Source organism: Blastochloris tepida, from assembly GCF_003966715.1.
GTDB classification, from domain to species: Bacteria; Pseudomonadota; Alphaproteobacteria; order Rhizobiales; family Xanthobacteraceae; genus Blastochloris; species Blastochloris tepida.
The window spans coordinates 721509-741051 of record NZ_AP018907.1 but is presented as its reverse complement, the minus strand read 5'-3'; the positions used below and the strand labels follow the sequence as shown (position 1 = coordinate 741051).

Below are 19543 nucleotides of genomic sequence, written 5' to 3'. Positions count from 1 at the left end.
GTCCTCACCAGCTCGTGATGCGGCCTTCGAGCACCGGCACCCTGTACACGGTCTCGAGGGTGCCGCGCCGCTTCTCGCCAAGCCGCACATTCTGCACGATGCCGTTGCGCACCTTGTCGTCGCGCACCGCCTCATAAGTTGCCTGCGAGACGCGCACGGCGAAGCGGCTGACCGTCTCGACCTTGTTGGTCTCGTCGTTGCGGATCGGCAGCTTCACAGGATTCCCCTGGGGATCGACCGCATCGACGACGAGATAGAAGGCGTGCCCCTTGTAGCTCGGATGCTCGCGATAGATCCCCGTCCGGTCTTCCGGCCGGCCGGCGATGCGCAGCTCATATTCCTGGCGCAGCTGCACCACCAGCCTGTCGAGATCGGCGGCAGCCGTGCGCGCCTCGGCGGCATCGCCCCGGTCGAGGGCGGCGCGGCCGCGGGTGAACAGCGCATCGGCCCGCTGGCGGGCGGCCGCATCGATCGCCTCGGCATAGACGGCGTCGCGCGTCGCGGCGAGCCGACGCGGCAGCGTCTCGGCAAGCTCGACGCGAAGCGCCTCGGCCGCCTGCCGCTGCGGCCGCACCACGCCGACATCATAGGCCAGCCACGCGATCAGGCCGGCGGCGGCGACCACGCCAAGCCGCTTGCCGTAGTGGTCGCGGCGGACCCAGGCCAGCGCCAGCAGCCGCTGCAGGCCCGGCGGCGACGGCGTGTAGACGAAGCGGCTCTCCTTCAGCGCCTTGACGCCCTGGGCGAGGATGCTGTCCGGAACGTCGATCCCCTGCCCCTTGTAGAGCGCGCGCAGCCGCGCGATCAGCTCCTCCTCGCGCGTGTCCTCGGCAAGCTCGCGCTCCACCATCACCGTGCGATGGCGAAGCGTGTCGACGACATCCATCGCCAGCATCAGCTCGTCGAGCGAGCCGGCCGGCCTGCGCACCGCCTCCGCCGGCGGCGCCGGAGTATCTGGCGCCGTCGACATCAGAGCGCCAACGCCTTTCCGTCAGCGACCAGCTTCGCCACGCGGCGCTTGCCGTCCTCCACCGCATCGCGGATCTCGGCGGAATTCTTCGTCGCCATCTGCCGCATCTCGTCGATGATGGTCTGCGCGTGTTCCTGGTAGGAGACCACCGAGTCGACCAGCTTCTTCACCGCATCGGCCCGCACGGTCGGCCCGTAGCCGGAGCGGATCGCCGCCTCCTGCACCTTGGAGCCGACCTCCGACAGCGTCTCCAGCGATTTCGAAATGCCTTCCTTCATGGCATCGAGCGTCGCGGTCGATTCGTGCAGGCCGAACATGCCGGTGAACGACGCCTTGAGCGCGGTCAGCACCGTGTCGTTGGTCGAGAAGAAGGAGATCGACTGCGCATAGATCCGCTCCTTGGCGTTGGTGGTCTGCTGCAGCCGCGCCATCACCACTTCGGAGGTGTTGTAGGAGATGGTCAGATTGTCGGACAGATCCTTGGCGATCTGGTAGCGCTTCTCCTCGTCCTGCACGCGGCGGATCTGCTCGTCGCGCGCAAGCTCGAGCTTGGCCCGCTCGGCCGGTTCGGTGCCGGCGAATTCCGCCACCTTGGCCGATGCCTCGGCGAGCAGGCTGCGCTCGCGCTCCAGTGCCTTGGTCGCCGTCGCCAGCACCTCGAAGGCCAGCACCTCGGACTGCTTCAGCGCGCCGCGGAAGTCGCGATACGCTTCGAGAATGACGTGCTCGCGATCGATCTGGCCCTTGGTGGCCTTGGTGACGTCGAGATAGATCGCCTTGATCTGGTCGAAGCGGTCGGCGATGTCGCCGCGGGCGATCTTCATCCACACATTGGTGGCCCGCTCCAGAATGTCGAGCTTGCTGTCGGCGATCTGATCGACCATGCGCTTGGCGTCATCACGGATCGAATTGAAGCCGGCGGTGATCTGCTCATAGCGCTGGCCGATCTCCATGCCGGCGATCTGCTCGCGGACGACCTCGTTGAACAGCGAGGCCTGACCGAGCGTGCGGGCGATCACCTGGATCCTGTCGGGGTCGAGGTCGGAGATCTTCTCCAGCAGCGCATTGATCGGCGCCGGCTCGGTCTTGTCGGGCGCCAGCCCGACATCGCGCAACGCGCCGACCGCTCGGTCGAGATACTGCATCGGAGTGTGCGAGATCGCGTCCGCCATTGCATCGTCTCCATCGCTCGCCAGCGTAACCGTTTCCGCCGCGTGGTGACGACGGACAGCCCCCGGCACGCCGCGAAGCCGGCGCACCAATAGCGTGATTCTAGTGCATTCTCCGTAGAAGTGGGACTCGGTCTCGCGAAAGAGAAGGGTCTAGACCGCCGGACGGAACGGAACCTCGCCCAGCAGCGTAAGCAGTTCCTTCAGCGCGGCGTCGAGGCGGACCGGGTCGGCGCCGGCCCGCACCATCACCTGGAAGCCGGGGAACGCCACGACCAGCAGCCGGGCGATGGCGCGGGCATCCCTCGCCGGCGCGATCGACCCTTCCGCCTGCCCCCGCGCGATGGTGCGGCAGAAGGCGTCCTCGATCGCCTGAAAATCGGCGGCGATGCGCTCGCGAATCCCCGCGTCGTGCGGCGCGAGTTCGACCGCTTGGTTGGTGCTCATGCAGCCGCAGGACGGCTCCCGCCCGTGGGCCGTGTCGATGATCGAGCGGAAGAACGCCTCGATCGCCGCGCGCGCCGGCCTGCTGTCAAGGCTGCGGTTGAGCGCCGCGGTGCGCTCGGCGCGGTAGGCGTCGAACGCCGCGAGGAACAGGTCGCGCTTGCCGCCGAAGGCGGCGTAGAGGCTGCTCCGGCTCAGCCCGGTCGCGGCCAGGAGGTCGGACATCGAGGTTGCCTCGAACCCCTTGCGCAGGAACAGGCCCAGCGCCTTGTCGAGCACCTCGGCGGTGTTGAATTCCTGCGGCCTGACCATGGCGTGCGCGTTCCACCACCTACCCTGCGGCGAGCGTCGGATAGTCGGTGTAGCCGCGCGCCTCGCCCTGGAAGAACGTCGACGGATCGGGCGCGTTCAGCGATGCGCCGCGCCGGAAGCGCTCGACAAGGTCGGGGTTGGCGATGAACAGCACGCCGAACGCCACGAGGTCGGCATCGCCCGCCGCGATCGCCGCTTCGGCCTTGGCGGCGTCGTAGCCGCTATTGGCGATGTAGCTGCCGGCGAACCGGCGCCGGAACGCGCCGAAATCGAACCCCGCCGGCCCGCCCTGCATGCCGTGCAGATAGGCGAGCCCAAAGCGGCCGAGCATCTCGGCGGCATGACCGAACGTCGCCGCCGGGTCGGAGTCGCGCATGCCGTAATTGTCGAACATCGGCGACAGCCGCACGCCCACCCGGTCCGCGCCCCACACGCCGATCACCGCCTCCACCACCTCCTTGAGGAAGCGGGCGCGGTTCTCAACGGAGCCGCCATACTGGTCGTCGCGCTGGTTGGTGCCGTCGCGCAGGAATTGGTCGATCAGATAGCCGTTGGCGGCGTGGATCTCGACGCCGTCGAAGCCGGCCCGCTTGGCGTTGGCGGCCCCCGCCGCGAAATCGGCGACGACGCCGGGGATCTCCGCGGTCGCAAGGGCACGCGGCGTCACGAACGGCTGAAGCCCGGTGGCGGTGAAGGTCTGGCCCTCGGCCCGGATGGCGGAGGGCGCCACCGGCTGGCCGCCATCGGGCTGGGTTGACGGGTGCGACAGCCGCCCGGTGTGCCAGAGCTGCAGAAAGATGCGGCCTCCGCGGGCATGGACCGCGTCGGTGATGGCGCGCCAGCCGGCGATCTGCGCCTCGGTGAAGATGCCCGGCGTGCGCGGATAGCCCTTGGCCTGGGCCGAGACCTGCGACGCCTCGCTGATGATCAGGCCGGCCTCCGCGCGCTGGCAATAATACTCGACCGCCAGCGGCGACGGCACGTCGCCCTCGATGGCGCGGCTGCGGGTGAGCGGCGCCATCACCACGCGGTTCGGCAGGCTGAGCGCCCCCAATTTGACGGGCGACAGAAGGCGGTCGAGCGCAGGCATGCTGGAACCTTCAATGTAATGGACTGATCGGTCCATAACCTAGTCGAGCCGACCTGTACGGTCAAGGCGAAGCGCGAGACCGGCAAATACGGGTGGGGTATCTGAGGCTCGATCTTCAAGAGTGACCGGAGGTGCCTGCCGCCCGAGCGGGACGCACGTCCTCGCAAACGAAGCCCCCGCGCAACCAGCCGGCTGCGCGGGGGCGTTTGTTCGGGTCAGGCCGCCAGATCGAACCGGTCGGCGTTCATCACCTTGACCCAGGCGGTAACGAAGTCACCCACGAACTTCGCCTTGTTGTCGTCCTGGGCGTAGACCTCCGCATAGGCGCGCAGGACCGAGTTCGAGCCGAATACCAGATCGATGCGCGTCGCCGTCCACTTCACGGCGCCGGTCTTGCGGTCCCGGATCTCATAGAGTTTCGGACCCGTGGGCACCCAGGCGTTGGCCATATCGGTGAGGTTGACGAAGAAGTCGGTGGTCAGCGCCCCTTCGCGGTCGGTGAACACTCCATGCTTGGTGCCGCCGTGATTGGTGCCGATCACCCGCATGCCGCCGACAAGCACCGTCATCTCGGGCGCGGTCAGACCCATGAGCTGGGTGCGATCGAGCATCAGCTCCTCGGCGCTGACGACGTAGTCCTTCTTCAGCCAGTTCCGGTAGCCATCGGCCAGCGGCTCCAGCACCTCGAAGGACTCCGCATCGGTCTCCTCCTGCGAGGCGTCGCCGCGGCCCGGCGCGAACGGCACGGTGACGTCGAAGCCTGCCGCCTTCGCCGCGGTCTCGACGCCGACATTGCCGGCGAGCACAATCACGTCGGCGAGGCTCGCCCCGGCCGCCTTGGCGATCGGCTCCAGCACGCCCAAGACCTTGGCGAGACGGGCGGGCTCGTTGCCTTCCCAATCCTTCTGCGGCGCGAGGCGGATGCGCGCGCCATTGGCGCCGCCGCGCATGTCCGAGCCGCGGAAGGTGCGGGCGCTGTCCCACGCCGTCGTCACCATCTCGGAAACCGTGAGGCCGCTCGCGGCAATCTTCGCCTTCACCGCCGCCACGTCATAGCCCTTGCGGCCCGCCGGCACCGGATCCTGCCAGATCAGATCCTCGGCCGGCACCTCCGGGCCGATGTAGCGCGCCTTCGGCCCCATGTCGCGATGGGTCAGCTTGAACCAGGCGCGGGCGAAGGTTTTCGCGAGGAGGTCGGGATCCTTGTAGAAGCGCTCCGCGATCTCGCGATACACCGGGTCCATCTTCATGGCCATGTCGGCGTCGGTCATGATCGGGTTGTGGCGGATCGACGGATCCTCCACGTCGACCGGCTTGTCCTCCTCCTTGATGTTGATCGGCTCCCACTGCCACGCGCCGGCCGGCGATTTCTTCAGCTCCCAATCATAGTTCAGCAGCAGATAGAAATAGCCGTTGTCCCACTTGGTCGGATGGGTGGTCCAGGCGCCTTCGAGGCCGCTGGTCACGGCGTCGCGGCCAACGCCGCGGCTGGTGTGGTTGATCCAGCCGAGGCCCTGCTCGGCCACATCCGCGCCTTCCGGGCTGGGGCCGAGATTGGCGGCATTGCCATTGCCGTGACACTTGCCGACGGTGTGGCCGCCCGCCGTCAGCGCCACGGTCTCCTCGTCGTTCATCGCCATGCGGGCGAAGGTCACGCGCACGTCCTTGGCGGTGCGCAGCGGATCGGGATTGCCGTCCACGCCTTCGGGATTGACGTAGATGAGGCCCATCTGCACCGCCGCCAGCGGATTCTCCAGCGACGTGCGGTCGTCGCTTTCATAACGGTTGGTGCTCTTGGCCAGCCATTCCTTCTCCGAGCCCCAATAGACATCCTTCTCGGGGTGCCAGATGTCCTCGCGGCCGAAGCCGAAACCGAATGTCTTCAGCCCCATCGACTCATAGGCGATGGTGCCGGCATAGATGATGAGGTCGGCCCAGCTGATGCGGTTGCCGTACTTCTTCTTGATCGGCCACAGCAGGCGCCGGGCCTTGTCGAGATTGGCGTTGTCCGGCCAGGAATTGAGCGGCGCGAAGCGTTGGTTGCCGGTGCCGCCGCCGCCACGGCCGTCCGCCGTGCGGTAGGAGCCCGCCGCGTGCCACGCCATGCGGATCATCAGGCCGCCGTAATGGCCCCAGTCCGCCGGCCACCAGTCCTGGCTGTCGGTCATCAGCGCGGTGAGGTCCCGCTTCAGCGCGGCGAAATCGAGCTTCTTGACCTCCTCGCGGTAGTTGAAGCCCTTGAGCGGGTTGGTCTTGGTGTCGTGCTGATGCAGGATGTCGAGGTTCAGCGCGTTCGGCCACCACTCCATCACGTTGGTGCCGGTCGATGTGTTCGCGCCATGCATCACCGGGCATTTCCCGGCCGACCCCTTCGTCTTCGCGTCCATATCCGTCTCCCTCATGTTCCGATTGCGTGAGCGCGAAGGACCACCGCTTCTTCCTCCATCGCGGATGGGGCGACTCGTCGCCCCCCGGCCCTCCACCACTTCAACGATCGATAGCAGGACAGTTCCATAAAGCGAATTTGCATTTTCTAATTGTCATGATAGGAATTTCTTATGAACGGACTTTCCCTAAGGCACCTGCGCTACTTCGAGGCGCTCGCCCGCCACGGCCATTTCGGGCGCGCGGCCGAGGCCTGCGCCATCTCGCAGCCCGCCCTGTCGCTGCAGATGAAGGAGCTGGAGGACCTGCTCGGCACGCCGCTGATCGAGCGGGGCGCGCGGCAGATTCGGCTGACCAGCCTGGGGGAAGCCTTCGCCGAGCGCGCACGCGCCATCCTGCGCTCGGTGGATGAGCTGGGCGACCTCGCCCGCGCCTCGCTGCGCCCGCTGAGCGGACCGCTGCGCATCGGCGTCATCCCGACCGTCGCCCCCTATCTGCTGCCCGCCATCATCCATGCCATGACCGAGCGGTTCCCCGGGCTCGACCTCCGGCCGCGCGAGGCGGTGACGCACAAGCTGGTCGAAGGCCTGCTCGACGGGCGCCTGGATGCCGCCGTTGTCGCGCTGCCGCTGTCGGAGCCGGCGTTGCACGAGCACCCGCTGTTCGAGGAGGAGTTCGTGCTGGTCCGGCCGAAGGCGGATGCGTCGAAGCCGGTGCCCTGCGCGGAGACGCTGCGCGAGATGCGCCTTCTGCTGCTGGAGGAAGGGCATTGCTTCCGCGATCAGGCGCTGTCCTTCTGCAAGATGCCGTCCTCGGCGACGCGCAACCTGATGGAAGGCAGCTCGCTGTCGACCCTGGTGCAGATGGTGGGCGCCGGCATCGGCGTCACCTTGATTCCGGAAATGGCCGTCGCCATCGAAACCCGCTCGGCGGCGGTCGCGGTGGCGCGGCTCAGAGACCCGCGCCCCACCCGCACGCTCGGCATGGTCTGGCGCCGGACGACGCCCCTCGCCGACCAGCTTGCGCACTTCGCCGAGGCCGTGCGCGAGACCGCGCGTCAATGCGCCCTTCCTCACTTAGTGCCCCCGGCCGAATGATGCGGTTTCCGGGATCCCGAAAGGATCGTCCGGAAACCGTGTCACAGACTGCGGGTTCGTCCGTCGCGACGATCCCATCGCTTGACCGGAGCCACGCCCCAAGGGCACCCTCAAGCCCAGGCTCGGCCATTGATCGCGCGGCACGATCGCGCCGGCCGTCCTTCGCCACGGCCGCCGGACCTCGACGTCCGGCGCGTCTGACAATCATCGGAGCGGGAACCCCACATGGATGCCTTCCAGGACCACTATCCGGAAAACGTCGCCCACTGCTATGGCTGCGGCCGCCTGAACGACCATGGCCACCAGATCAAGACGGTGTGGGAGGGCGATGAGACCGTCACCCGCTTCACGCCGGAGCCCTACCACACCTCCGTACCCGGCTTCGTCTATGGCGGGCTGATCGCCTCGCTGATCGACTGCCACAGCACCGGCAGCGCCGCCGCCGCCATGTACCGCGCCGAGGGCCGCGACCTCGATTCCCTCCCGCCATTCCGGTTCGTCACCGGATCGCTGCACGTCGATTTCCTCAAGCCGACGCCGATCGACGGCCCGATCGAGCTGCGCGGCCGCATCACCGAGGTCAAGGGCCGCAAGGTGGTGGTGGAGACCGCGGTGCTGGCGGCCGGCGTGCTCACCGCCCGCGGCAATGTGGTGGCAATCCAGATGCCGGAGGATTTCGGCACGGCCAAGCCCGGCTGACGGCAACGGCGCCGATTCAAGGCCGCGACAGAACCGGCGCGCGCGGCGATAATCCCATCCTCTGTTCGGTTCCATCGGCCAAGGCCACGCCCACGCCGGACGCGGCCTGACGCGTCGAGACGGGGGAATGGACATGTCACAGACAGCGGCCGAGCATTTCATGGTCGGCGGCGGCATCGCCTCGCTTGCCGCCGCGGTGTTCCTCGTGCGCGATGCCGGCGTGCCCGGCGAACACATCTGCATCCTCGAACAGCGCCCGGTTCTCGGCGGCAGCCTCGATGGCTCGGGAGACGCCGCCGACGGCTATCTCACGCGCGGCGGGCGCATGTTCGAGCCCAACTATGTCTGCACGTTCGACCTGCTCGACTCCATCCCCGCCCTCGATGATCCATCGATCAGCGTCAAGGCCGACATGCTGGCCTTCAACGCCGAGGTTCCCGGCTTCTCGGAATGCCGTCTGGTCCGCGATGGCCGGAAGGCCGAGGACCGGCTGCGGCTGCGGCTCGGTGCCGGCGACATCTTCGACCTGGTTCGCCTGACCTTGACGCCGGAGGCGCGGCTTGACGGGCGCACCATCGAATCCTGGTTCCGCCCCGGCTTCTTCGACACCAATTTCTGGCTCATGTGGTCGACGATGTTCTCGTTCCAGCCCTGGCATTCGCTGGCCGAGATGCGCCGCTACATGCGCCGGTTCATCCATATGTTTCCCGGCCTCGCCCGCATCGCCGGGGTGCTGCGCACCCGCTACAACCAGTACGACTCGCTGATCGAGCCGATCCGCGCATGGCTGAGCTCAAGGGGCGTGCGCTTCCGCACCGGTGCCGTCGTCAGCGATGTCGAGATCGACGGCGACAGCCGCGCCCGCCGCGTCACCCGCCTCGTGCTCGACTCCGGCGAGACCATCGCCGTCGCACCGGCGGACCGCGTCTACATCACGCTGGGCTCGATGACCGACGCCTCCTGCACCGGCTCGGCCACGGCCGTGCCCGCGCTTGACGACCGCGAAGGCGCCGCATGGCGCCTGTGGCGCAGGCTCGCCGCCCGCCACGACGGCCTCGGCCGGCCGGAGGTGTTCTGCGCCGATACGGCGAAGACCGCCTGGAACTCCTTCACCGTCACGCTCGACGGTCCCGAATTCTTCGACTTCATGGAGCGCTTCAGCGGCAACCGCACCGGCACCGGCGGCCTCGTGACCTTCGCCGGCTCGGGCTGGACGCTGTCGGTCGTCATGTTCCACCAGCCGCATTTCCGCACCCAGGCGCAAGACACCTATGTGTTCTGGGGTTACGGGCTGCGCGGCGAGCGCAACGGCGATTTCGTCCGAAAGCCGATGTGGCATGCCACCGGCGCCGAGATCCTTCAGGAGCTGGCCGGCCAGTTGCGTCTCACCGAAGCCCAGGCCGCGTGGTTCTCCGGCGCTCGCATCGTCCCCTGCCGCATGCCGTTCATCACCAGCCAGTTCATGCCGCGCCGGGCCGGGGATCGCCCGCCGGTCCGGCCCGCCGGCGCCGAGAACTTCGCCATCATCGGCCAGTTCTGCGAGATGGAGCGCGACTGCGTGTTCACCGTCGAATATTCGGTGCGCTCCGCCTGGGCGGCCGTTCACGCGATGACCGGGCGCGTGCCGGCGCCGCCCGCCGTGGTCCGCACCGATGCGCGCCCGGACGTGCTGTGGAATGCCGCCCGCGTGCTGCTCGCCGGATAGCATTGGGGCCGGCGCCAAACGTGGCGTATGCTGCGCGACGCGTGCGCATTCTGCCGTGGGAACCATGGGTCAGCGGCGCTCGACCCAGTCGTCTCCCACCTTGACGTAGGAGCGCTTCACCGCCGCCCAGGCGATGCGATGGGCGGCCTCTTCCTGGCGCGGATCGTCGGCATGCGCGGCAAACGCGTTGTTGAACGCCGCGCGATAGATGTCCTGCGCGTGCGGCGGCAGATGCCGGGCCACGGACGGCGGCAGATCGTCATTGCTGCGATAGGGAATCGGCCGACCCTCCTGCAGGGATCGTTGACATGATCCAACGAAAACCGCGCCTCAGCCGCCGGCCGGCGACACCGCCGGATGGCGCGCCAGAAGCTCGATGACTTCGTCGTCCGACACCTGGCGGAAATCGCCATAGAAAAAGCCGATAGCGCCGAACGGCTCTGGCGCCTCCAGGCACACGATCTCGTCCACCTCGCCGCGCAGCGCCTCCAGCACCTGCGGCGGCGCCACCGGCACCGCCAGCACCAGTCTGGCCGGGTTGCGCTGGCGGGTCGCCTGCAGCGCGGCGCGCACGGTGGCGCCGGTGGCGATGCCGTCATCGACGATGATGACGGTGCGGCCCACGAGGTCCGGATGGGGACGATCGCCAAGGTAGCGCTTGCGCCGCCGTTCGATCTCGGCCAATTCGCTGTCGCGGGCCCTGGCGAACTCCTCCTCGCTGATGGCCAGCATGGCGATCACATCGTCATTGCGCACGACGATCGGCTCCGGCCCATCGACCACGGCCGCCATCGCCAGTTCCGGCTCGAACGGCACGCCGATCTTGCGCACCAGCACGAGATCGAGCGGCGCCGCCAACGCTGCCGCGATTTCGGCCGCGACCGGCACGCCGCCGCGCGGCAAGGCCAGCACCACCGGGTGTTCATTCTTGAGCGGCGCGAGAGCCCGTGCGAGTTGGCGGCCGGCGTCGACGCGATCGATGAACGGCATGGGGGCCTCCAGGAACCTTCCGGCAGGATTATCCGGCGCCGCCGCGCGCCGGCGCCACGAGGAACCGCTCGAACCAGCCGAGCGCAAGCTCGATCACCGCCTCCATCGCGCCGGACTCGGGAAAGAGATGGGTCGCGCCGGGAATGATGGCCAGATCCTTCGGCGCCGTCAGCCGGTCGAAGGCATCCTGGTTGAGCTCGATGACGCCGAAATCGTCACCGCCGACGATCAGCAGCGTTGGCGCCCTCACCTTGGGCAAGGCCGCGCCCGCCAGATCGGGACGGCCGCCGCGCGAGACCACGGCGCCCACCCGCGTGCCCAGCGCGGCGGCGGCGACCAGTGCCGCGGCGGCCCCGGTACTGGCGCCGAACAGGCCGAGCGGCATTTGGTTCAGCTCAGGCTGCATTTGGTTCAGCTCAGGCTGCATTTGGTTCAGCTCAGGCTGCATTTGGTTCAGCTCAGGCTGAAGGTCGAGCCAGCGGACGGCATCCACCAGCCGTTCCGCCAGCAGCGGGATGTCGAACACATTGGCCCGGTCCTGCTCCTCCGCCACCGTCAGCAGATCGAACAGCAGCGTACCGATGCCGGCGCGGTTCAGCGCCTCGGCGACGGTACGGTTGCGCGGGCTCAAACGGCTCGATCCCGACCCATGCGCGAACACCACCAGCGCGCCCGCCGCCGCGGGCACCGTGAGATCCCCGGGCAACCCAAGGGCACCGACCCGCACCTCGCCGGCAATGGCCGCACGCGGGTGCCTGCCCGACATTGCTGACGCGGACACCGTCCCCATGCTCCTCCAATTGCGAAAGAAGTATCGCACGAAACATGGCGGCCGTCTGGCGGGCTGTGCGCAGGCTGCACCGATGCCATAATTCGGCGGTCGGAAGGGCACCCATGCACGCGCGCATCCAGCAAGGAACCGAGACAGCGCTCAAGGCCAAGGTGGCGTTTCTCAGCCGGCCGGAGACCTATGGCCTGCCGGCGGGCATGGTGTCGTGCCGCGAGACGCATATGTCCTTCGTGTTCCTGGCTGGCGCGCGCGTCTACAAGCTCAAGAAGCCGGTGCGGTTTCCCTATCTCGATTTCTCCACCTTTGCGAAGCGCGAGGCCGCCTGCCGCGCCGAACTGCGGCTCAATCGCCGCCTCGCGCCCGACATCTATCTCGGCGTCGAGCCGCTGGTGGCGCACGACGACGGTTTCGCGATCAGCGGTGCGGGACAGCCCACCGATTGGCTGGTGGTGATGACGCGCCTCGACGAGCGCTTCATGCTCGACCGGATGATCGCGGAAAACCGCCTCACCTCCGGCATGCTCGACCGGCTGTGCGCAACGCTCGCCCGCTTCTATCGCCGGGCGGCACCCGTCGCCCTGCCCTTCGCCGTGCATATGGCCGATTGGCGGCGCAGCCTCGCCGACAACCGGCGCATCCTGCTCGATGCCCGCTTCCGCCTGCCGGCCGGGCTGGTGCGCCGGATCGACCGGGCACAGCGCCAGTTCCTCGACACACACGGCCAGACCATCGCCACCCGCCTGCGCCGGCGCCGCATCGTCGACGGCCACGGCGACCTGCGCCCGGAGCACATCTGGCTCGACGACCGTGTCCGTATCATCGACTGTCTGGAATTCAACGCCCGCCTGCGCGCCGGCGATCCGCTCGACGAGATGGCGTTCCTCAGCCTGGAATGCGCGCGGCTCGGCGCGCCGTGGGCGGGCGCGTATCTGGAGCGGCGGATGCAGCGCCTGCTGCACGAGGCGGTGCCGGAGAGCCTGATCGCCTTCTATCGCTGCCACCGCGCCACGCTCCGCGCGCGGCTCGCCATCGCCCACCTGTTGGAGGACCACCCGCGCACGCCGGAGAAATGGCCGGCGCAGGCCCAGGCCTATCTTCGGCTCGCCGCCGCCGACGCCCGCCGGCTGGAGCATTCTCCGCAAACGTGGGAACCGGTTTTGCGGAAGAGAATGCGATAATCGAAAAATTCAGAGTGTCCGCTTGTCCGATCGGATCAGCGGACGCTCTGGAGGGTGTATTTACGCCACCATCAAGCCGGTGAGGCTCTCGTGCGCGTGCAGCCGCCGGATGGCCTCGGCGAGCAGCGGGGCGGCCGGCAGCACGACGAGCTTCGCGCTCGCGGCGAGATCGCCAAGGCGGAATGGCGGCACCGCATCGGTGACGACAAGACCATCGAGCGCCGGATCGGTGAGAACCGCGGCCGAGCCCGGCATGAACAGGCCGTGCGTGACCAGCGCCATCACACGCCCTGCCCCGGCCGCACGCGCGGCGCGGGCCGCGCGCAGCAGCGTGCCGCCGGTGCTGATCAGATCGTCGATGATCAGTGCCGTGGTGCCGGCAACGTCGCCGACGAACAGATCGCCCGACACCACCCCGGCACTGCGGTGCTTCTCGGCAAGCCCCTTGCCGACCGGGCGGCCGGTCGCCGCCTCCAGCGCCTCGCGCAGCGCCTCCGCCCGCTTCATGCCGCCGGCATCGGGCGAGATCACCGACAGCCTCTCGCCCGCCATCACCGACTTGAGGTGATCGACGAACAGCGGCGTGGCGGTGAGCGCGACCGTGCGGCAGCGGAAGGCATTCTCGAACGCCGCCGGATTGTGCACGTCGAGCGTGACGACACAGTCCGTGCCGACGCTCTCGAACATGCCGGCGACATAGCGCGTGGTCAGCGGATCGTTGGGCTTGGTGCGACGGTCCTTGCGGGCATAGGCGAGATAGGGCGCGACCGCCGTCACCCGCGCGGCACCGGCATCCTTGACCGCGCCGATAAAGAACAGCAGGCGGCAGAGCTTGTCATTGGCGCTGTCGCGCGGGCCGCCATGCAGGCTGTGCAGCACATAGACATCGGCCTCGGCGACATCGGCGAGCGGGCGCGCCTTGTGCTCGCCATCCTCGAAATCGCGCTCCTCGTGCGCCGCAAGCTCGACCTTCAGCGCAGCCGCGACCGCCGTGCCCAGATCGGCGCTGGCCGCAAGCGCGAAAAGCTTCAACGGCATGCCTGACATGGCAGCGCCTCGCTGGAGCATTCTCCGCAAAAGTGGGAACCGGTTCTGCGAAATAGAATGCGACGATTAGCAAGCCTAGCGCATTCCTCGCAAAGGTGGAAACGGTCTTGCGAACGCGGCTACGACGTCTCAAGGGCCAGCATTCCCCGCTCGCCGGCATCCCGCACCGGATGCCGTAAACGATATCCGGATTCCGCGCGAAGGCGTTGAAGATCCATGATCCGGCCGACGGAAGCCGCATCGCCGGAATCTCCAATCAAGATTCCCGGCAATCACGACGCATGCCGCCATCGCTTTGGCAGCTCGCCCTCATGTTGTCGTCGACAGGAAATCCCGCAAGGACCGTCCGAACGCGTCCGCATGCGGTCGCGTCCGCCGCAGGTCGAGCACGCCCGGCTCCATCATCTCCCGGCGCACCTCGGAGGGGCTGAACCCGAACTGGCTGCGGAACGCGCGGCTGAACTCCTGGACATTCGGGAAGCCGAACGCCTCCGCGATCACGTGAATCCGCCGCGTGTCGTTCGGGTCGCTCAACGCCTGGCTCGCCGCAGCGAGGCGGCAGTGTTGGATATATCGCGCGACGCCGCCCTGCGGCTCGAACAGCCGGTAGAGCACGCTGCGCGACACGCCCATCGCCTGGGCCAGCGCGGCCGGCGTCAGGGTTCGATCGCCCAGCCGCGCCCGGACGATGCGGCGCGCCCGCTCCCGCAGCCCGATGACCATGCCGCTCTCCGCCTCGCGCAGGCCGTCGCGCGACGGCGAGAGGCACGCCGTGATCATCGCCCGCGTGGCCGCGGCGATGGCCGGCAGGTCCTCCTCGCGCAGCGACGGCAGGCGGCGTTCCAGCGCCATCAGATAATCGGCCAGGAGCCCGCCCAACGGCGAAGCGAGCATCGTGTTGCTGGCGCGGTCCAGATGCCCCGCCTCGGCAGCGAATGAGTCCCGCGGGATGAACAGCATCAGCGTCTCGATGTCGTGCATCTCGCCGCGGCACGCCTCGCCGAGCGAATAGAGACCGAGCTGCGACGCCGCCCCGCGCGACACCCGCTCGCCGGCGCCGCCCTGGCTGACCGTCCAGTTCCGGCCCGACTTGAGCAGGAACAGGTACCAGTGATCGGCCTGGGCGGCGCGAACGCGCTTGGCCGATCTCTCGAACACGGCGCCCGGGTTGCGCTCCTGGCAAAGCGCGAAAGTGCCGAGATCCCACATTGCCAGATCGACCGCCCCGAGACGCCGCGCGTCGTCGAACGGCGAAAGATCGGCGACCGGGCGAAGATGCTCCCGCCAGGCGTCGAAGCGCTCGGCCGGCGGCAAATCCGCCGTCGAGAACCGGTACGGCCGCAGCAGGCGCGGCCCGCTCTGATGCGCCGGGGCATCGCTCCCGGCGCGGCCTTCCTCATGCGACGTCACGAACGCGATCCCCCTGCAACCGGCTGGTTGCCGGCAATGGCGGCGGCTCGGACGGACGTTGCGGCCGGCCAAGACCTGCGCACTCCGCTCGTCGGGCCGCGCAGCGTTCGCTCCGGCAAACCACCTCCCGCACCTTCCGGTTGTCGCGCCTCAGCATGGTACCGCCAGACACGCCGAGCGGGACGGAACAGCAATTCTTGGGACACCAAAGCAAAGCGATTCCTGGTATCAGGCAACATCATCATCATTCATGAGCTGTATTCGGGCCGAGAGGCTATGCGCGACGTTTGTCTTTTCCCCACCAAGGTTTCGACCTGAGCCCCATGGCCCCGGCGAGCCGCGACCACAATTATACGTTATCGCTGGCGCAAGCCGCGATCCAATGGATTCGCGAAAACGGCCTGCCGGCCGATCCGCCGAGCTTCGAGCTCTGGTATGTCTATTTCACCCGGCTGGTGCCGCAACTCAACCGCGATGTCGATGACATCCTGGCGCGCAATGGCACCATCACGGCCGCCGACTCCGACGCGCTCTACGCCCAGCACTTGGTGTCGTCGCCCGACCGCGACCGGGTCGGCGTGATCGGCGAGAACGTCAATGGCGAGATGAGCCGCATCGCCGCAATCCTCGACGGCGCCGTGGTCGCCGCCCAACGCTGCGACCACACGCTGATCGATCTCGACGCTTGGATCAGCCGGGCGGACGACCGAACGTCCTTGAAGGCGGTCATCGACAGGCTCTCGACGACCACCCGTGCGGTGATCGAGGAGAACCGCGCGCACCGGACGGCCCTGGAGGCGGCGCGCGGCTCGATCGCGCAGATGCACGACGATCTCGCGGCCATGCAGATCGAAAGCCGCACCGATCCCCTGACGTCGCTCGCCAACCGCAAGCACTTCGACTGGGCGTTGGACGCAGCGATCGCGCGGGCGGCCACGGCACGCCAGCCGCTGTCGCTGCTGATGTGCGACGTCGACCATTTCAAGTCGTTCAACGACACATGGGGACATGCCGTCGGCGACGATGTCCTGCGCCTCATCGCCAGGGAAATCCGCCACATCACCCGCGCGAGCGATGTCGCCGCCCGCTATGGCGGCGAAGAGTTCGCGATCATCTGCACCGACACGGCCCTCGCCGAAGGCGCGACGGTTGCCGAGCGTCTTCGCGCGTCGGTGTTCCGGCGCGACATCGTCCAGCGCTCGACCGGCATTGTGCTGGGCAAGGTGACGGTTTCCGTCGGCCTCGCGGAACTGCGCGCGGGCGACACGGCGCGCGAACTGATCGAGCGCGCTGACGCCTGCCTCTACGCCGCCAAGCGCCTGGGCCGCAATCGCGTCATCAAGCACGATCCAGACGACACCGCCGGCTCCCGGCACGACCCCGCCCGCAATGACCCCGGCTGAGACGGCTTGCGGTTGATCCCTTGCGGACACCGGAAACGGTCTCGCCGAGAAGCTCCTGACCGGGAACGGATCTGTCGGCGACCGGACCGCGAAAACGGCCCAGCGGGCCGGACTCTCCATGACGCACCGACTGAAGCGACTTGAACCGCCACCGCCGGCGCAATTCCCGTCCGGCGAAATTCATCCGCCGCCCCGAATCTCCTCAGAACAGCTCGATCGCCCGCGTCTCTTCGGTTCGCGCCGTCTCGCCCAGCGCCACGGCATGGGTGGTGTGCTGAACCGCCGACACATAGCGGGACTGCAGCCGCGCGATCAGCTCCTGGCCGCACGTCAGTTCGCCCTGCGTCTCGCCGGCCAGACACTGCGAAAAATTGCCCAGCACCACCTGCAACGACGCCAACGCCTCGACCAGCGCTTCGACCTGCTGGCGCACCACGTCCTGGAACTGGATGCGCCCGAAGGTGTCCATCACGCTGTGCGCAATCGCGACATGCTCGGCATCCATGTCCGCCATCAGCGCGGCGTGCTCGGAGACGATCGCGGTATAGGAGTTCGACACGGCGTCAAGCTGATTGAGAACGTGCTCGATCTGCTTCGCTTCGGCGGAGCGCCGCTCGTCGGTGGAGGTGCCAAGCAACGTGGTCTCGATGACCGACTGGGTGGCGGCGATGGCGGCGTTGGCCTCCTGCACTGCGGCGCGCGACTGCTGCGACAGCGCTCGAATTTCGCTGGCCACCACCTTGAAGCCCGCGCCGAGCGCACCCGCCCGCTCCGCCTCGATGGTGGCGTTGAGCGACAGGATGTTGGTCGCCGACCCGATCTGGTCGAGCGAGCGCGTCAGCGTCTTCAGGCTGTGCATCTGCTCCATGACTTGGCTCAGATGACCACGTTCGGCGGCGATCTCGTCCGCCCGCGCCTTCATGTAGGCGCGGATCGTCTCGATCACCTTTCGGTCGGTCTCCTGTCCCTCGGCCGAGATGCGGTTGGCGCGCTCGTGGCTGGCGTCCGCCCTGCTCTTCATCACCGAAAGCTGGCCGTCGAGATCCCTCAACTGCGCCAGGATGCCGAGCGCAGCCTCGCTGGTCTGGTCGGCGATGCTCTTCAACTGCGCATCGGTCAGAGTAAAGAACGGCCCGAGCTCGTCGATACGCGCGGCAACCAGCGGAGCGGTCGAAGCAGCCGGCACCGGCTCGGTTGTGGTGTCGACCTCGGCGACCAGCACCGGCAGGGCCGGCATGGTCTCGACCTCACGCGCGCGAGCGCCGGCGCGGCGGACCAGCGCCGCCTGCGCCGTCAACACGCCAGCAACCGAAGCCAGCGCCACCACCGCCGTGCCCGCGTCGATCGCCCACACCGCCAACGACGCGACGCCCGCTGCAAGCAGACCGGCCGCCGCCGGCAGGGCTGCGCGCACCGGCATGCGCTCTGAAGCGTCCGATCCTGAAAGCGCCGCACCCGTACTCATCCGAAACTCCACTCCAGCCGCCCGAATCCCCTTCCGCGCACCGGCGATGCCGCCGCGCCGAAAGCCGACCGGAGAGCTGCAAACGATGAACGACCTGATGAAGGACTTGGAGCGAGGACCACCCGTCAGTCTGCAATCGGGGCCGGCAGCCGAGCGAGCAGCGGTCTTGAAACATCCGTCAGTTGGGCAGCACCTGCTTGAGAACCTGCAGAAGCTTGTCGGCCTCGACCGGCTTGACCAGCCAGCCGGTGGCGCCCGCCTTGCGGGCAGCGTCGCGCTTGTCCTGCTGGGATTCCGTGGTCAGCACCAGCATCGGCGTGAAGCGCGTCGAGGGCAGCTTGCGCAGCTCCTGGATCAGCTCCACTCCATGCATGCCAGGCATGTGATAATCGGTGATCACGAGGCCCGGTGCGAACCCGCCGCGCACCTTCTCCAGCGCCGCCTCGGCGTTTGGCGCCTGTTCGTTGGGATATCCAGCTTTCGACAACAGCACCGACATGCTCATGAGGATCGTCGGCGAGTCATCCACGAGGAGAACCGGTTTCATAAACCACGTCCTGTGTTGCACATGGCTCTCTTGTCGCTCAAAGAGGTGGAGAATAGGTTTTTGCGAACGAAGAAACTTCCCCGCACAGGCGCTCGAAGTCGGCGGCGCCGCGGCTTGCCGGACGATAGGCGCGCACCGGAATGCCCAGCCCGAACGCTTCGGCCAGCGACACGTCGACCCGGATGGCCCTGAAGATGTGTTCCGGCCCGTAGCGGCGGATGAGTTCGGCCAGCACGGCGCGCTGCATGGTCGAGCGGGTATCGACCAGCACCGGCACGATGGCGAGCGCCCCCAGCGCCGGGTTGACATGCGCCGCCACCCGGAAGAACAGCCGCGCGAACTGCGACAGGCCATCGAGCGCCAGCCAATGCAGCAGGGTCGGCACCAGACAGCGGTCGGCCGCAACCAGCGCGTTGACCAGGATCGCATCCACCGTCGGCGGCGTGTCGAGCACAATCGCGGCGTAGCGGGCGCGCAGCGGCGCCAGCGCCGCCGCCAGCGTGCGAGGCTCACGCACCGTAAATTCCCCCGAGAAGCCGCGGCTTGCCGGGATGACATCGAGCCCGTCCACCGAAGTCCGGCGGATCGCGCCGTCCAGGCGCGCCGACTGGCCGGTGAACAGGTCATGCACCGTCGGCTCTCCCGCCTTGGCGATCACGCCGAGGCCGAGCCCAGCATGGCCCTGCGGGTCGAGATCGACGACGAGCGTCGGCCCGCGCGTGCGAACCAGTTCCGCCGCCAGATTGACGGCCACCGTGGTCTTGCCGGTGCCGCCCTTGCGGTTCGCAATCAGGATCACGGAATGTTCGGTGGAACCGGGCACGTTGCGTCCTCGATGCGTC

Annotated in this window: 18 protein-coding genes; 5 read left to right on the top strand and 13 right to left on the bottom strand. The window is 68.1% G+C overall.

Annotated elements, in window-relative coordinates; all coding sequences use genetic code 11:
* Positions 1-4: 4 nt before the first annotated feature.
* From BLTE_RS03315 to katG, 5 genes are all read right to left on the bottom strand, one after another.
* Positions 5-970: a DUF6384 family protein gene (locus BLTE_RS03315; protein ID WP_126397607.1), complete on the bottom strand. Its 966-nt coding sequence runs from the start codon at positions 968-970 to the stop codon at positions 5-7.
* Entirely contained in the window at positions 970-2142 is a 1173-nt protein-coding gene (locus tag BLTE_RS03310; protein ID WP_126397605.1) for a cell surface protein, read from the bottom strand. The genes BLTE_RS03315 and BLTE_RS03310 overlap by 1 nt, the downstream gene beginning before the upstream one ends.
* 150 nt (positions 2143-2292) lie before the next feature.
* The gene (locus tag BLTE_RS03305) at positions 2293-2895 is read right to left on the bottom strand and encodes a TetR/AcrR family transcriptional regulator (RefSeq protein WP_126397603.1); all 603 of its coding nucleotides are present in this window, start codon (positions 2893-2895) and stop codon (positions 2293-2295) included.
* 19 nt (positions 2896-2914) lie between these two features.
* Complete coding sequence (locus BLTE_RS03300) at positions 2915-3985, bottom strand: alkene reductase (protein ID WP_126397601.1); 1071 nt, start codon at positions 3983-3985, stop codon at positions 2915-2917.
* 215 nt (positions 3986-4200) lie between these two features.
* The gene (katG, locus tag BLTE_RS03295) at positions 4201-6372 is read right to left on the bottom strand and encodes a catalase/peroxidase HPI (protein WP_126397599.1); all 2172 of its coding nucleotides are present in this window, start codon (positions 6370-6372) and stop codon (positions 4201-4203) included.
* Positions 6373-6543: 171 nt separating this feature from the next.
* Here katG and BLTE_RS03290 point away from each other — a divergent pair, with 171 nt between their 5' ends.
* From BLTE_RS03290 to BLTE_RS03280, 3 genes are all read left to right on the top strand, one after another.
* Positions 6544-7467, top strand: a complete 924-nt coding sequence (locus BLTE_RS03290) for a hydrogen peroxide-inducible genes activator (RefSeq protein ID WP_126397597.1) — start codon at positions 6544-6546, stop codon at positions 7465-7467.
* Between the two features lie 225 nt (positions 7468-7692).
* A complete protein-coding gene (locus BLTE_RS03285; RefSeq protein WP_126397595.1) occupies positions 7693-8166 on the top strand; it encodes a PaaI family thioesterase in 474 nt (157 codons plus the stop codon).
* A gap of 133 nt (positions 8167-8299) precedes the next feature.
* Positions 8300-9871 (top strand): oleate hydratase, encoded by a 1572-nt coding sequence (locus BLTE_RS03280; RefSeq protein WP_197723261.1) that lies wholly within the window; start codon positions 8300-8302, stop codon positions 9869-9871.
* A 69-nt stretch (positions 9872-9940) separates the two neighbouring features.
* On the opposite strand, the gene BLTE_RS03275 is transcribed toward BLTE_RS03280, so the two are convergent.
* From BLTE_RS03275 to BLTE_RS03265, 3 genes are read right to left on the bottom strand one after another with little or no spacing between them, the layout of a single operon-like run.
* Positions 9941-10150 carry a ChaB family protein gene (locus BLTE_RS03275; protein WP_126397591.1) on the bottom strand — a complete coding sequence of 70 codons (210 nt, stop codon included), beginning with the start codon at positions 10148-10150 and terminating at the stop codon, positions 9941-9943.
* Between the two features lie 51 nt (positions 10151-10201).
* A complete protein-coding gene (locus BLTE_RS03270; protein ID WP_126397589.1) occupies positions 10202-10861 on the bottom strand; it encodes a phosphoribosyltransferase in 660 nt (219 codons plus the stop codon).
* Between the two features lie 28 nt (positions 10862-10889).
* Positions 10890-11651: a dienelactone hydrolase family protein gene (locus tag BLTE_RS03265; RefSeq protein ID WP_244600092.1), complete on the bottom strand. Its 762-nt coding sequence runs from the start codon at positions 11649-11651 to the stop codon at positions 10890-10892.
* 104 nt (positions 11652-11755) lie between these two features.
* Between BLTE_RS03265 and BLTE_RS03260 the strand changes: the two genes are divergently transcribed.
* Positions 11756-12829: a hypothetical protein gene (locus tag BLTE_RS03260; RefSeq protein ID WP_174769510.1), complete on the top strand. Its 1074-nt coding sequence runs from the start codon at positions 11756-11758 to the stop codon at positions 12827-12829.
* A gap of 60 nt (positions 12830-12889) precedes the next feature.
* On the opposite strand, the gene BLTE_RS03255 is transcribed toward BLTE_RS03260, so the two are convergent.
* Both BLTE_RS03255 and BLTE_RS03250 read right to left on the bottom strand, forming a co-directional pair.
* On the bottom strand, positions 12890-13867 hold the full coding sequence (locus tag BLTE_RS03255) for a ribose-phosphate diphosphokinase (RefSeq protein ID WP_197723260.1): 978 nt from the start codon (positions 13865-13867) through the stop codon (positions 12890-12892).
* 318 nt (positions 13868-14185) lie between these two features.
* On the bottom strand, positions 14186-15286 hold the full coding sequence (locus BLTE_RS03250; protein ID WP_126397585.1) for a helix-turn-helix domain-containing protein: 1101 nt from the start codon (positions 15284-15286) through the stop codon (positions 14186-14188).
* Positions 15287-15609: 323 nt separating this feature from the next.
* Between BLTE_RS03250 and BLTE_RS03245 the strand changes: the two genes are divergently transcribed.
* Positions 15610-16689 (top strand): GGDEF domain-containing protein, encoded by a 1080-nt coding sequence (locus tag BLTE_RS03245; protein WP_126397583.1) that lies wholly within the window; start codon positions 15610-15612, stop codon positions 16687-16689.
* Positions 16690-16891: 202 nt separating this feature from the next.
* Here BLTE_RS03245 and BLTE_RS03240 read toward each other — a convergent pair whose 3' ends face one another.
* The 3 genes from BLTE_RS03240 to BLTE_RS03230 form a co-directional block, all read right to left on the bottom strand.
* The gene (locus BLTE_RS03240; protein ID WP_126397581.1) at positions 16892-18154 is read right to left on the bottom strand and encodes a methyl-accepting chemotaxis protein; all 1263 of its coding nucleotides are present in this window, start codon (positions 18152-18154) and stop codon (positions 16892-16894) included.
* A 178-nt stretch (positions 18155-18332) separates the two neighbouring features.
* Positions 18333-18701 (bottom strand): response regulator, encoded by a 369-nt coding sequence (locus tag BLTE_RS03235; RefSeq protein ID WP_126397579.1) that lies wholly within the window; start codon positions 18699-18701, stop codon positions 18333-18335.
* Between the two features lie 37 nt (positions 18702-18738).
* The gene (locus tag BLTE_RS03230) at positions 18739-19500 is read right to left on the bottom strand and encodes a ParA family protein (protein ID WP_160140501.1); all 762 of its coding nucleotides are present in this window, start codon (positions 19498-19500) and stop codon (positions 18739-18741) included.
* Positions 19501-19543 lie beyond the last annotated feature (43 nt).